Annotated in this window: 10 protein-coding genes and 1 riboswitch; of the genes, 3 read left to right on the top strand and 7 right to left on the bottom strand. The window is 40.5% G+C overall.

Annotated features, from left to right (window positions below):
* The first annotated feature begins 91 nt into the window (after positions 1–91).
* A riboswitch (purine riboswitch) is annotated at positions 92–193 on the top strand.
* 132 nt (positions 194–325) lie between these two features.
* Positions 326–901 (top strand): xanthine phosphoribosyltransferase, encoded by a 576-nt coding sequence (locus ACX9YW_RS05180; protein ID WP_460342822.1) that lies wholly within the window; start codon positions 326–328, stop codon positions 899–901.
* Positions 902–999: 98 nt separating this feature from the next.
* Here the strand turns inward: ACX9YW_RS05180 and ACX9YW_RS05175 are convergent, their stop codons facing one another.
* From ACX9YW_RS05175 to ACX9YW_RS05150, 6 genes are all read right to left on the bottom strand, one after another.
* The gene (locus ACX9YW_RS05175; RefSeq protein ID WP_460342819.1) at positions 1,000–1,737 is read right to left on the bottom strand and encodes an AAA family ATPase; all 738 of its coding nucleotides are present in this window, start codon (positions 1,735–1,737) and stop codon (positions 1,000–1,002) included.
* Between the two features lie 127 nt (positions 1,738–1,864).
* Positions 1,865–3,316, bottom strand: a complete 1,452-nt coding sequence (locus tag ACX9YW_RS05170) for a M20 family metallopeptidase (RefSeq protein WP_460342816.1) — start codon at positions 3,314–3,316, stop codon at positions 1,865–1,867.
* Positions 3,317–3,337: 21 nt separating this feature from the next.
* Positions 3,338–4,648, bottom strand: a complete 1,311-nt coding sequence (locus ACX9YW_RS05165; RefSeq protein WP_460342813.1) for a M20 family metallo-hydrolase — start codon at positions 4,646–4,648, stop codon at positions 3,338–3,340.
* Positions 4,649–5,013: 365 nt separating this feature from the next.
* Positions 5,014–5,991, bottom strand: a complete 978-nt coding sequence (locus tag ACX9YW_RS05160; protein ID WP_460342810.1) for a sensor domain-containing diguanylate cyclase — start codon at positions 5,989–5,991, stop codon at positions 5,014–5,016.
* Between the two features lie 23 nt (positions 5,992–6,014).
* Positions 6,015–6,821, bottom strand: coding sequence for an alpha/beta fold hydrolase (locus tag ACX9YW_RS05155; RefSeq protein WP_460343231.1), 807 nt, complete (start codon positions 6,819–6,821; stop codon positions 6,015–6,017).
* A gap of 139 nt (positions 6,822–6,960) precedes the next feature.
* Positions 6,961–8,313, bottom strand: coding sequence for an MDR family MFS transporter (locus tag ACX9YW_RS05150; RefSeq protein WP_460342807.1), 1,353 nt, complete (start codon positions 8,311–8,313; stop codon positions 6,961–6,963).
* 285 nt (positions 8,314–8,598) lie between these two features.
* On the opposite strand from ACX9YW_RS05150, the gene ACX9YW_RS05145 reads away from it, so the two are divergent.
* Together ACX9YW_RS05145 and ACX9YW_RS05140 are read left to right on the top strand one after the other, a co-directional pair.
* Positions 8,599–9,609, top strand: a complete 1,011-nt coding sequence (locus tag ACX9YW_RS05145) for a 2-oxoacid:acceptor oxidoreductase family protein (RefSeq protein ID WP_460342804.1) — start codon at positions 8,599–8,601, stop codon at positions 9,607–9,609.
* A gap of 17 nt (positions 9,610–9,626) precedes the next feature.
* Positions 9,627–11,939, top strand: coding sequence for a thiamine pyrophosphate-dependent enzyme (locus ACX9YW_RS05140; RefSeq protein ID WP_460342801.1), 2,313 nt, complete (start codon positions 9,627–9,629; stop codon positions 11,937–11,939).
* Between the two features lie 47 nt (positions 11,940–11,986).
* On the opposite strand, the gene ACX9YW_RS05135 is transcribed toward ACX9YW_RS05140, so the two are convergent.
* The gene (locus ACX9YW_RS05135) at positions 11,987–12,694 is read right to left on the bottom strand and encodes a gamma-glutamyl-gamma-aminobutyrate hydrolase family protein (protein ID WP_460342798.1); all 708 of its coding nucleotides are present in this window, start codon (positions 12,692–12,694) and stop codon (positions 11,987–11,989) included.
* Between the last annotated feature and the right edge of the window lie 90 nt (positions 12,695–12,784).

The raw sequence follows: 12,784 nt of genomic DNA, 5'->3' as shown, positions 1-12,784 counted from the left end.
GACAGTCCCCACACGCTTTAAAGCACTAAAGGATATTGCCAGTATTATTTGGTTTACAAATGAAGCATTAGGTCCTATAATTCTTTTCAAAACTATATTAGAATACTTCACTCATATAATCGCTGGGATATGGCCAGCAAGTTTCTACCGGAGTACCGTAAATACTCTGACTATGAGTGAGCAATGTGGAATTTCATTCATTTCATGATGAAATAGTAATTCCGTTCCTTCTATAAAACCTGAAGGTCATGGCTCACTCGATAGATTAAGAGTGCAATGACTTTTAGGTTTTTTCTTTTTACACTAAGAGGGGGTTAGGAACATCATGGAATTATTGAAGAGAAGGATAGAAAAGGAAGGAAAGGTACTATCTAAAGATGTCTTAAAGGTTGATTCGATTATTAATCATCAAATAGATCCTCAACTTATGCTTGAAATTGGGAAGGAATTTGCCCAACGTTTTAAAGACGACAACGTAACAAAAGTAGTAACCATTGAATCATCCGGAATTGCCCCTGGATTAATGACGGCGCTTGAACTTGGAGTCCCAGTTATTTTTGCAAGAAAAAGAAGGTCTTTGACTCTATCAGAAGGTTTGTTAACCTCGTCTGTTCATTCCTTTACAAAAAATGAAACGAACGAGATCTCCGTGTCTAAACAATTCCTTTCATCGGAAGATAGCGTCATCATTATTGATGATTTCCTAGCCAATGGCCAAGCAGCATTTGGATTAGTTGATATTGTGAAACAATCAGGTGCAAAAATTGCTGGGATTGGGATCTTAATTGAAAAATGTTTCCAGCCAGGAGGAAAACAGCTTCGTGAAAAAGGACTTCGTGTAGAATCACTAGCCAGAATCCAAACACTCGAAGAAGGCAAAATTACCTATCTAGAAGACTAAAACAGCGAAACCGCTTTAGCGCTTTAAAGCACGTGTATTTTTTTAAAAACACTAGGGGACAGTCCCCGAATGCTTTAAAGCGTTAAAGCGGTATCTTGTTAGTCTTGGAATAGGTGTCTTAACATTCCTTGTCGGTTGGTGAGGAAGTATTTGGTTAGTTGGTAGTGTTCGGTTTCTTCGTATTCTACTTTTGTTATTCCCGTTTCGTGATCGAATTGAAGGATGGTTGCATTTGGATAGCCTAATAGTATTGGTGAGTGGGTAGCGATGATGAATTGTGAGGCTCCTTCTTTTTCTAAATCATGGATGATTTTAAGCAAAGCCAGTTGTCTTGCAGGTGACAGAGCCGCCTCAGGCTCATCCAATAAATAGATACCCTTTTGGCCAAATCGGTTTTTAAATAAGGATAGAAATGATTCCCCATGTGATTGTTCATGTAATGATTTTCCCCCATAAGCAGCAAAAACGTCGTCACCCGGATTATCCTGTTGAAGTTGCTCCAAATAGGAAGCAAAATCATAAAATGTTTCCGCCCGCAAGAAAAAACCGTTACTTATCTTAGGTAGCCAGGATAATCGCAGATAATCACCCAAAGGAGAGACTGTGTCCGTTATTTCAAACCGATTGTTTTGTCCCCCGCCCGCTTTATTAAAACCAATTTGTGCCGCAATTGCTTCTAGTAAGGTCGATTTACCTGACCCATTTTCCCCGACAAAAAACGTGACATTACTAGGAATTTCTAGCTCCTCCAACCCTCGAATGGCTGGTATGGAAAAAGGATACATCCGAAAGGTCGATACTTTCTCCCGCAATAATGTTACTCGTTTTAAAAACATAAGCATCACCCAAAAGATATTTTTTCTATCATATCTCGCTTAAATCTCTTTTTCCAACTAACTCAACTTTTTTTAACAAAATAGCCGGGGAATCAAAGCAATGATTCTCCGGCAGTACTCATTTAATCTATCTTAACGGTGAAGGCTCTACTCCCTCAGGAATCGGACAGAAATACGGTGATTCCGCCAATTTCAAATCAAGCTCCTCTTTTGCTTGTCGAATAATTGATGGATCCTTAAATAATTCAATTGCTGAAGCTGCCAATACTTTACCTGCCTGAAGCATTCCTTTATGAGCAATCGAAGTCGCCCCTTGAGAAACAAGCTGCCAAGTGTGTAATGGAGTCCCAAACACAAAGCAGGAACTATAGAATTGTGCCGTTGGAACGACCCAACTGACATCACCCACATCGGTTGATCCGAACAGAATCGCGTCGGTTTCCTTAAAAGGCAACACATCCACACAAAACGGGAACTCCTGCAATTCTTTCTTCTTATGGGTTGATAATGCTACAGACGTTTTCTTCATTTCCTGTAAGGCGTTTTCTACATCTTCTTTTGTAATTTTTTGTTGAATACTTCGGCCAAATTGGATTTCCTCTTCTGTATAGGTAGTTTCACCCACAGATTCTAACTGGCTATGCACCACTTTTCCAAGTACGGTATTAGGGTTATAGTCAGAGCAGGCCTTATCAAATTTTACCTCTACGGTTGTTTCCGTCATAAGAGCCGCACCTTCAGCAATTTTTACCACTCTTTCATAAATGCTTTTCACTTCTGCCAATTTTGGTGCCCTAATCAAATACAATACCTCTGCCTCCGCTTGAACCACATTTGGGGACGTTCCACCTGCATTGACAATCGAGTAATGGACTCTTGCCTCCGGTATGATATGCTCACGCAAATAGTTCACACCCACATTCATTAACTCCACAGCATCTAGTGCACTTCTGCCTAGGTGAGGAGAATTAGCAGCGTGTGACGCCGTTCCTTTAAATTTAAAATAAACCTGATAATTGGCTAAGGAAGATACTGTAAATACGCCATTAAATGAATTTGGGTGCCAAGTAAGAGCACAGTCAACATCATCAAATAAATGTTCTCTAACCATAAAGGTTTTTCCAGAGCCACCTTCTTCCCCTGGACAGCCAAAATATTTAATCGTCCCTTGAAGATGATGTTCCTTCATATATTCTTTAATCGCAACCACAGCGGCTAACGGCGAAGTCCCTAATAAATTATGTCCACAACCATGGCCATTTCCACCCTCTACTAAAGCCTCTTTTTCCGCTACCCCGCTTTTTTGACTTAATCCAGATAAAGCGTCAAATTCTCCAAGAAGTGCGATAACGGGCTTTCCAGAACCATAGGTCCCTATAAAAGCCGTCTTAATCCCTCCAACTTCTCTTTCAACCTGGAAACCTTCAGCAACCAAAGCCTGACATAGTATTTCCGATGACTGGTACTCTTGGAATCTCGTTTCCGGGCAAGCCCAAATTTTATCACTAATATCAATATAACGGTCTCTTTTCTTCTCGATTAACTCGTTCATTTCCGAAACTAAATCTGCTGTTCTCATTAAATTCACCCCGACATCAAGTTATTTTTCTAAATGATCACTATTGGCTATTACCATTGCTAAGGTTTTGACGGCTATCTTCATAACCGATTCATCAATATCAAAACGTTCATGATGATGCCCCGCTTCTAGGGTCGTACCAAAGATGGCATAAGAGGCTACCCCACCATTCCGCCTTACTCTTTCCATCATATAGGTTGCATCCTCCGATCCCGCTGCAAATGGCATATCATTTTGAATAAACTCAATCTCTGGCACGTTTTCTGCTACTCTACCAATATAGGCCATCAGCTCTTCACTCGAATCACAGGATCTTGCTTCACCAACAATTTCGTAGGAGACATCCACATCATACATCACGGCGGCTCCTTTAATAATCTGGATGGCATTTTTTAAAATGTATTCATTCACCTCGGATGTTTCGCCCCTTGTTTCTATTTTGAGCTGGGCGATTGCAGGAATAATATTGCGACCACTTCCTGCTTGTAAAACTCCAACATTAATACGAGAGTTTCCTTCACTATGCCGAGAGATACCGTGCAAATTTAATACAGCAGTTGATGCTGCCAACAAGGCATTTTTCCCATCTTCAGGTTTTCCTCCAGCATGGGCTGCCACCCCAGTATAGGTCACATCCATTTTCGATGTTGATAAAAATCCCTTCGTACCACTGATGAATCCACCTAATGGGACTCCTGTTCCAATATGTGACGCTACAAAAATATCAACATCATCGACAACGCCAGCTTCCACCATTGATTTCGCGCCACGAACCCCTTCTTCAGCTGGTTGAAAAATGATTTTCACTCTCCCGTTTAATTGATCCTTCATCTCTATTAGCACTTTGGCAAGACCCAACCCAATAGACGTATGGGCATCATGGCCACAAGCATGCATCATTCCTTTATTAATAGAAACAAAGTCCGCTACTACAGGAAAATGTTCACCCTCCTCAGATTCATACAGGTCTAGGGCGTCCATATCAAAGCGTATTCCAATGGTTGGTCCGGAGCGTTTCGTGTCTAAAATTCCCACTACTCCTGTAAAACCGCCTTCAAAAGCAGGGAGCCAGTTTGGGTTTGCCCCTTGTTGTAAAGCTCGATCAAAATGCTGCTTCAATACTTTATCAGATGGAACACCCATGCGTGCTTCTGATTTAATCACCTCACGCCCTACCTTCACTTCAAAGCCCCAGCTATCAAGCATGGCTGCAACTAATGAAGCTGTTCGAAATTCGAGCCACCCAGATTCAGCATGCTTATGCAAATCACGTCGCCACTCAACCATTGAAGGGTATAGGTCCTCTACTAACTTCGAAATCTGCGAATCCACTAAACAGCACCTCATTTATAAGTTTACTTATTAATATATTCATTTTCGGAAATATTTTGGAACATTTCTTTAATTTCAACTATATGGAATACTATAAATGATTTCAACAATTTTCTGAATAATATTATTCTGGAATTATTTTTAGTGGGAAGATGCCTTATTTAGCATTAATAAAGGTTGACGAAGCCGTTTAAGAGGTTAGCAGTGTAGTTTGACTTTGTAGAAAGAGATGATAATAAAGTTTTATGTAAAGCGATGATAGATAGGTGTCCCAAAGAAGTCTATCGAATTGACCATCATAAATACTTATCTTTTTAAGATAATCATTCAAGGGAACAGTGACCGGCTGTTCCCTTTCCTAGACGCTAAAACAATTCAAGTGAATGGGTAACACAATTTCGCCCATTCGCTTTCGAGGTATAAAGGGCTTTATCAGCATTTGAAATGATGGTTAGATTGGTATCTTCAGGACTGAAGGTGGCTGCACCAATACTTACCGTCACAGAGCATTGGTCCCAAACGGCCGTCTCGACGGCAAGCCTAACTTTCTCTCCTATCATTTTACTCGCTTCAGCGTTAGTATTCGGTAACAGAATCATAAACTCTTCTCCACCATAGCGACCGGGGATATCTTCTTTTCGTAATCCTGCCTGCATAATCTTTGCCAATTCGCGTAATATATGGTCACCAACCAGGTGCCCCCATGTATCATTGACATTTTTAAAATAGTCAATATCAATGATAAGTATAGAAAATGGGGTACTTGTTACTGTAAATTCTGCAATATACTTATCTATGGTTTCAAAGAGAAACCTGCGATTTTTCAGTCCAGTTAGGGGATCGGATGTTGCTAATCTTACTAACTCCTTATTTAAGGCCATTAATTCCGTTTGCTTCGCTTCGACATCCTTATGGAGGACTTCTAATTTTGCAAGTGCTTCATCCTTTGCACGGTAAGCCTCTTCAATTTGCCTTTTAGCATTTCGAAGTTCATTTTCGTAATCGATTCGTTTGTCCATTTTAACAAATACACAATCAATGAACTCAGAATCCCCTATCCGATTTCGTTTTCCGTTTAGAAGAATGGGTAAATCCTCACCTTTACTATTCCTAATCGTCAAATACAGTTCATCAACATGACCATACAATTGAATGTAAGGATAAAAGTAGGTGTGGAATAGAAATTTATTAGCCCCTGACATAATTGATTCAATATGCTGGTTCAATAATTGATTTTTCTCGTAGCCAACCATATCCAAAAAGGTTTGGTTTACCAAGGTTATGATGCCTTTACTTGTGATTGATACAAAACCACAAGGGACATGCTCCAAACGCTCTTCCATTTAGTTATGCCCCTCCTCTACTATTAATAGGATGATAGAAACTTTTTAATATAATAGACCGTTTCTTCAGGATGGCTTAAATGAGGATAATGGCCCTTCGCCTCCATTAATTGAAACGTGCTATTCTTCAAATTTAGATGCAAATACTCCCCTGCTTCGATTGGAACGATACTGTCATCTGAACATTGCAATATTAATGTTGGAACATCAGACTTTTCCAGGTCCTCTCGATGGTCAGAAAAGAAGGTCACTTCAGCAAATTCACGTGTAATGGCCGGATCAGATGAGCTAAAGCTTGTCGCTACCTCCTTAGCAAGCCCCGGTCGTTCGGGGTTATTCACGACAATGGGTGCCAAATAGCTTGCCCAACCGATAAAGTTCATCTCCATCATATCGAGTAGCTCTACTATTTCCTTTTTCTCAAACCCACCCACATACGCTGGCAAATCGTTCAAATAACAAGAGGATGGACCAATCATAACAAGACTTTCAAAAACATCTGGTCGTTCAATAGACGCCAGCATGCCAATCATCGAGCTAACCGAATGTCCGATAAAAATGGGCTTTTCTAACTTTAATGCATCAACAATTTCCAAAACATCTTGTGCATACCCGACAAGATTGCCATAGCGTTTAAGATTATAAGCGCTTAATTCGGACTTACCCGAACCAACGTAATCAAATAAAATTAATCGATATTCATCTTGAAAATAAGGTACTAGCAATCTCCACATATTTTGGTCACAGCCAAATCCATGGCCGAAAATAATGGTTTTATCTCCTTCTCCTATTATCGTTACATTATTGCGAGCCAAAATACTAGTCACGATGAAATCACCTTTCAAAACCTTAATAATTTAAATATTATTATAGCAAAATTTAAACTATTTTGATTGGAATGAATGAACAGTACAAAGTTCCTTCACAAATCCTAATAAAAAAGATGCCCTTTAACGGACATCCCATTCATTACCCTAACTTACTTTTCACAACTATTTCACCCTGTCCAGCCTTATCGTTTTTTATAAAAAACGATGTGAAGACAGCTAAAATGCTACCAAAAAATCCATATAAGAATAATCGATGGATGCCTTCCATATAATCGGATCCACCACTGATTAATAAGGCTCCCATTATGGTTACGCCAATTGCCGTTCCTGTATTCCGGCAGAACATAAGGAAAGAAGTTGAAATTCCTTTCTCATGTGGACCAACCAGCTGCTGAACGCCGATGACACTAACTGTTGATAACAGACCAAATGCCGCACCCTGTATAATTAACACGAAAAACACATACCAAAAGCCATGATTTTCATTTAACTGCATCAAGAAAAAACCGGATATAAGCAAGAGGGCATTTCCAATAATAAACAATCTTCGGTAACCATATTTTAAAATCCACTTCCCTGCAGGTACCGACATCGCCATCCAACCGATGGCAGAACTTAAAAGGGCAACACCGCTCATAAATAATGATAGTTTCCCGACGTTTTGCAAAAACAGTGGAATATAGCTCGAAGTTCCAAATAAGGCCATATTCCCGACAAATCCATTTGTGTTTATCCAGGCAATTGTTCGATTTTTAAACATCGAAAATGGAACAATTGGTGAAATTTGTTTTTTCTCAAAAAAGTAAAAGCCGACAAGCACTAATGCACCAAAAATAAAATAAATCCATTGACTACTCTTAACGACCGTTACTAAAAGCAAAGAGGTTACCCCAACCCCAAATAAGATAGCTCCGATGTAATCAACACTTGCCTTTTTCGGCTCGTATTTTTCATCATACGGTAGCAGCATGAGGAAGGCAATTAAGCAAATGGGCAGATTAACATAGAAAATCCATCTCCATGTCAGAACCTCCACGAAAAACGCCCCCAACATTGGCGCAAGAATTGCTGAAAGTCCCCACATACCCGTAAATAGAGCTTGAATTTTCCCACGTTTTTCAATTGAAAATAAATCTCCGGCAATAATCGCAGGAAACGGCATCATGAACCCTGCTCCAATTCCCTGAAGCCCGCGGAAAATAACTAATTGAACCATATTGGCGGATAATCCGCAGAGGAGTGATCCGATTAGAAAGATGATGATTCCGGATGCAAATACCTTTTTCCGCCCGAATAAATCGGACAGACGTCCTGCTACCGGTGAGAAGATTGTGGTTGCAATCATATATGCAGCAAACGACCAAGCATATAAATCAAGTCTGCCTAATTCCTTGGCAATTACAGGCATCGTTGTATTCATGATTGTCGTATCGATGGATGCTACTAGCATCGCTAAAACGATACTGATCATAACTGAAGTTCTACTCTTCATACTTATTCCCCCTTACTTTAAGGAATAATTTTACTCTATTTTGAGGGGGATTGTCACTATAAGAATAGTAGGGCTATCTTTACTGTTATATAATAAATCATATACTGTAATATATCAGTTTTCAGCTAGAACCCCTTTCGTTTCAGTAATTAACCTCTAAATCTTTCTTGTATTGGAATTACTGTTGTAATTATTTTCATACCCTGTTACAATTTAACATATAAATTTATAGAAAATTTATACTATTCTTTCTACCTAAAACTGATACAGATTGGAGGAATCCTTTTGGCGAAGCTACCAAAAGTAAATGAACTAGGGTTCTATGAAATTCGTCTTGAATCAATTGGCGGATTGGGAGCCAATTTAGCGGGTAAACTGCTCTCAGAAGATGGGGTTGTCGGCAATGGATTGAACGGAGTAGGATTTTCTTCATACGGTTCTGAGAAAAAAGGCTCCCCTGTTAAAGCACATATTCGTTTTTGTGAACCGGAGACGAACATCCGAGATACCACACCTATTGAACGTCCTCATGTTGTAGGCATTTTCCATGATGCCCTTTTTAAAACGGTTAATTGTACAAGCGGGATTTATCCAGACAGTACCATCCTAGTAAACTCACAAAAAACTCCTGAAGAACTCAAAAAACAAATGAATATCTTAGGCGGAACGATTGCTGTTGTGAACGCAACTGAAATTGCCTTGGAGGAACAAACAAAGGTTAACACTGCCATGCTCGGTGCTCTATACCGAATTTTAGATTTCTTAGACCCAGAGTCCATGAGGAATACGATTAAGAAAACATTTGAGAAAAAGTACCCTCACCTTGTCGAACCGAATCTAAGAACCTTTGACCGTGGCTATAATGAAGTAGAATTTAAGACTTACCTTCCGGAATCGGGAACGGAACCAAAGCCATTTTCAAGACCAGAGCCCATTCTCGGATACGAAACACAGCCTCTTGGCGGAATGATAACGAATCCGGGAAATAGTATTTTAAAAGATTTAAGTATTTCACGCGCGGGGATGCTGCCGCATTTTCATCAGGATAAATGTATTAACTGTGCTGCCTGCGACACCGCCTGCCCAGATTTCTGTTTCGTTTGGGAAGAAAAAGCTGATAAGCGTGGTAGACCACAAATGTTCTTAAAAGGAATTGATTATCAATATTGTAAGGGCTGTTTGAAGTGTGTAACTGCGTGTCCTGTGGAAGCGCTTTCTAGTGAAAGAGAATACAATGACGGCTACGCTGAACAAAATCGCGTACCTCATATATTTGATTTAGTAGCACAAAATTAATGAAAGGTGGGAACCTTATGTCGATTGAATTAACAAGTGAAAAACTGACCGTTCCTACTGGTTCGGTTGAACAAACCGTTGTATTTGAATCTGGAAATGAAATGGCTGCTTATGCTGCCCATCAAATTAATTATCATGTCATGGGTTATTTTCCTATCTCCCCTTCAACTGAGGTTGCCCAGTTCCTAGATGGAATGAAGGCTAAGGGTGAGCATGATATCGTGTTAATCCCGGCTGATGGTGAACACGGTTCAGCTGGAATATGCTACGGTGCCTCAACAGGCGGTGGCCGTGTCTTTAACGCGACTAGTGCGAACGGTTTCCTCTATATGCTGGAGCAGTTGCCGGTGCAATCAGGAACACGTTTCCCGATGGTATTAAACCTAGTAAACCGTTCCGTTTCAGGACCATTAAATATTCACGGTGACCATTCCGATCTGTATTTTGCGCTTAATACCGGTTGGCCAATCCTAATGGCCCGCGACCCACAGATTGTGTATGATATGAACATTCTTGCAATTAAACTAGCAGAAGACCCTGAAGTACGTTTACCTGTCATTGTTTCATTTGATGGCTATTTTACTTCTCACCAAAAGCGGAAGGTTCAAGTCATTAAAAACCGTGCTGATGTTCAAAAGTTTATTGGTGAACTTCCGACTGAGTTCGCTCACGCCTTAGATCGTGAAAATCCAGTCACCATCGGACCTTACATGAATGAACCTGATTATATCAACAACTGCTATCAGCAATCGGAAGCAATGTACAAAGCGGAAGAAGTTTTTGAAAGAATCTCGAAGGAATATGCAGAGCTTACTGGCCGCGAATACCCAATCCTTGATTTATATCGCATGGAAGACGCAGAAATTGCTGTGTTTATGCTAAACTCAGCAGCCGAGGTTTGTAAGGATGTCGCCGACGCATTTCGTGCGAAGGGCATTAAAGCTGGAGTCATCTCGCCAAATATGATTCGCCCATTCCCGCAAAAGCAAATTGTAGAGGCTTTACGAAACATAAAGGCCGTAACGATTGGTGACCGTGCTGACTCTTATGGAGCTCGCGGTGGAAACATGGCGCTGGAAATTAGAGCTGCATTACAAACTTATGGAAATGTGACGACTAAAGTTGTTAACCGCGTCTATGGATTAGGCGGTAAGGATTTCTATGCAGATGATGCGGAGCACTTTTTCCAAATTGCATTAGAGGCAGCAGAACAATCCTTTGTTGAAAAGCCATTTGACTATTTTGGTCATACACCTGGCAGAAAAGATTTAGCACCAAAACGAGTACTTAATCCGCTGAAAAAAGAAGACTTAAATACTGGTCTTATCACAGTCACTCCAAATGAGGAGACGGGCGAGTTGAATGTGAAAATCCCACCACTGCGGAACTTAACGAAAAAACCAAAGCGTCTGGCATCGGGCCATGGTGCTTGTCCAGGCTGCGGAATTTTTTCTGGACTTGAATTGTTCTTTAAAGGAATTGAAGGTGATATCGTTGCCCTTTTCCACACTGGCTGTGCAATGGTCGTAACGACGGGCTATCCTTATAGTTCTCATAAAGCGACTTATATCCATAATCTATTCCAAAATGGATCAGCAACCATGTCAGGTCTAGTGGAAATGTTCCATGAACGTAAGCGCCGCGGTGAATTTGATAAACTTGGATTAAGTGATGAATTTACTTTCGTAATGATTACCGGCGACGGCGGAATGGATATTGGCATGGGGCCAGCGATTGGTACAGCGCTGCGCAATCATAAAATGATTATTCTTGAGTATGATAACGAAGGTTATATGAATACGGGTAGTCAACTTTCCTACTCGACTCCAATGGGTCATATGACGAGCACCTCAAATGTCGGTAGCTTCCAAAACGGAAAGCCATTCCATCATAAGGATACTGCGCAAATTATGGCTGCAACCCATATTCCTTATGTATTTACCGGGTCTGAAGCATTCGACCGCGACTTATTGAAAAAGGCTGCCAAAGCCCAATGGTATGCAAACAACGTCGGGATGGTGTATGGTAAAATTTTAATCACATGCCCACTTAACTGGAAGTCTAAAGAAGAACTAGGTCAAACAATCGTGGAAGCTGCGGTTAATTCCTGTTTCTTCCCACTCTATGAGGTAGAGCGTGGAATGACAACGATTACCTATGATCCTGAAGAGAAAAACAAACGGATTCAATCTAGCGAGTGGCTGAAACTGATGGGCAAAACGAAGCATTTATTAAACGAAAATAGCCAGGAAATGCTCCAAATGTTCGATGAAGAGATTGAACGTCGCTGGAGACAGTTAAAAGCAAAACACGAAAGTCCTTACTTATAAAAAACACAGAAGCGAACAGTACCAGGTGCTGTTCGCTTCCATTTTTATTATTTGCAGTTATTTACGAACTCAGTAAATATCCGCTGATTCATCTCATCCCCTGCTACTGCCAAGCTTTCAGGATGCCATTGAACCCCAAGCACGAACCGATGCTTTTTGCTTTCAATTGCTTCAATCACACCATCTGATGCTACCCCTGACACTGTTAATGGTAAAGGGACATTTCGAACGGCTTGATGATGAAACGTATTCACCATAAACTTGGTCTCTCCTGCTAATCTGGCCATTAGACTGCCTTCCCGAGCCTCTACATAGTGAGCACGGTGAGTTCGATTTGCCTTTTGGCTATGCTGTAGTAAAGGTTGATCAATTTGACTGTAAATATCCTGAAACATGTCGCCACCAAAGGTAAGATTTAAAATTTGCATCCCACGGCAAATTCCTAGAATCGGCTTATTTCTTTTTAAAAAAGATTGTATGATTGCCATTTCAAAGCTATCTCTTCCGGGGGAAATCGTTCCCAACTGCGGATGAGGTTCTTCCCCAAAGATAGTAGGGTCAATATCTCCACCACCCGTTATGACTACCCCGTCTAACGTATCAACCAACTGATTAACATCATGATCTAGCCAAATCGGTAATATCACTGGCACCCCATTTGCCCCGATAATCGCCTTTATATAGTCGCTCGCCAAACTATGTTTATAATCTAATTCCACATGCGCTGTTACCCCGATGATTGGTTTTTTCATCATGATCACCCGTTTCATTTTATTGACTATTCACGAAGTATCCCTTTTTTAGACTATGATAATTAGCAACTTCTGTTCCCCATATAGAAAAGC

This window comes from Pseudoneobacillus rhizolycopersici (genome assembly GCF_054786815.1).
Note: the sequence above shows the minus strand (reverse complement) of the source record. Positions and strands in the feature narration are given on the sequence as shown.

Bases quoted from the DNA above. Each gene is read 5' to 3' on its own strand.
- ACX9YW_RS05180 (WP_460342822.1), top strand. From the start codon at position 326: ATGGAATTATTGAAGAGAAGGATAGAAAAGGAAGGAAAGGTACTATCT.
- ACX9YW_RS05175 (WP_460342819.1), bottom strand. From the start codon at position 1,737: ATGTTTTTAAAACGAGTAACATTATTGCGGGAGAAAGTATCGACCTTT.
- ACX9YW_RS05170 (WP_460342816.1), bottom strand. From the start codon at position 3,316: ATGAGAACAGCAGATTTAGTTTCGGAAATGAACGAGTTAATCGAGAAG.
- ACX9YW_RS05160 (WP_460342810.1), bottom strand. From the start codon at position 5,991: ATGGAAGAGCGTTTGGAGCATGTCCCTTGTGGTTTTGTATCAATCACA.
- ACX9YW_RS05150 (WP_460342807.1), bottom strand. From the start codon at position 8,313: ATGAAGAGTAGAACTTCAGTTATGATCAGTATCGTTTTAGCGATGCTA.
- ACX9YW_RS05140 (WP_460342801.1), top strand. From the start codon at position 9,627: ATGTCGATTGAATTAACAAGTGAAAAACTGACCGTTCCTACTGGTTCG.
- ACX9YW_RS05135 (WP_460342798.1), bottom strand. From the start codon at position 12,694: ATGATGAAAAAACCAATCATCGGGGTAACAGCGCATGTGGAATTAGAT.